Source organism: Chryseobacterium oryctis, assembly GCF_025971925.1.
GTDB classification, from domain to species: Bacteria; Bacteroidota; Bacteroidia; order Flavobacteriales; family Weeksellaceae; genus Chryseobacterium; species Chryseobacterium oryctis.
In genome coordinates, this window is the sequence record NZ_JAPDHV010000020.1 from 1 (window position 1) to 1,132 (window position 1,132).

The following is a 1,132-nucleotide window of genomic DNA, read 5'->3' on the forward strand; positions in this document are numbered from 1 at the left end:
CTTTCAAAAAACTGTCTTAAACTTCCGTCTAATTCATCAACTTTCAAAACAATGCTTTCAAATAATATTTCCGTTGCCTGTTCTATATCTTCTATCTCCGTAACTAAACAATTGTCTGAGGCGACACGCCTCTGATACTGATTAATAAAAGTTACTTGCTTTATTACTGCTTGATACATTTCATTTAAACGCCTTATTTTATGAACCTTTTCGGGAAGATTGAGTTTTGTTGCATAAGGATTTATCACGTCATAATATTTCAGATTTCTGACTAATTTCTGGACGAAGTTCGTCGCCCAATTTTGTATATTTCTGTCTATTTCTCCTGCATTTCTGCGGTTTTGATACTCGATAATTCTCTGTGTTTGTTCCTTGCTTTCATCAACTGCCAGTAAAAAACTCCTGCTCATATTATCTTCATATGTTTCGCCTTTTGTGGTTGCCGATAAACTGCTAAATTGACCTTTTACAATCTTATGACTTGATTTGTTATTTCCTTTTTTATCTTTTATAGTAACTGAACTTCTTAATACTTGATTGCTTATAAATTCTCTTAACGCATATAACGCATCTTCTTTTAATCCGTCTAAATCTTCAATGATGATTATCTTTTGGAATAAATCAAATTCGCCCCAATTGTATAAACTGGATTCTGTAATTCGAGTAAATCTCAATACGTCTTCCTGTGGCATTAAATCCGCAATTCTCGATATAATATGTGTCTTTCCGCTTCCCGAACTTCCTTGTACAATTCCGTGTAATGGGCTTTTATTTAAATAACTGATTGTGATTAAGAATAAAAGCAGTCTGCTGTTTTCCTCACCAATTATTCCTGCTTGTTCGATGAGTTGGTTTAAGGATTTTAATAAATCTTTTTGTTGTAAAAACTCCGTGGCGGAGTGCCAATTATTTTCTTTTGTAGATTCTTCATTTCGCTTCGCTTCATTCAGAATGACAGAACGTTTGTCATTCTGAGCGTAGTCGAAGAATCCCGCTGATTCCACGGATTCAGCAGATTTATTTGGGGAGTTGGAGGGAAGCTTCACTTCGTCCGATTTACTTTTTTTCGCAGAAAGGAAGGGACTCGAACCCTCGGTGTAATGGAACTGGTGTTTGAGACCAGCACGTCTAC

The 1,132-nt window shown here is 35.7% G+C and carries 1 pseudogene; it reads right to left on the bottom strand.

Going from position 1 to position 1,132, the window contains the following annotated elements:
- Positions 1-1,132 (bottom strand): annotated as a pseudogene (locus OH806_RS16545) (hypothetical protein); the annotation flags it as partial.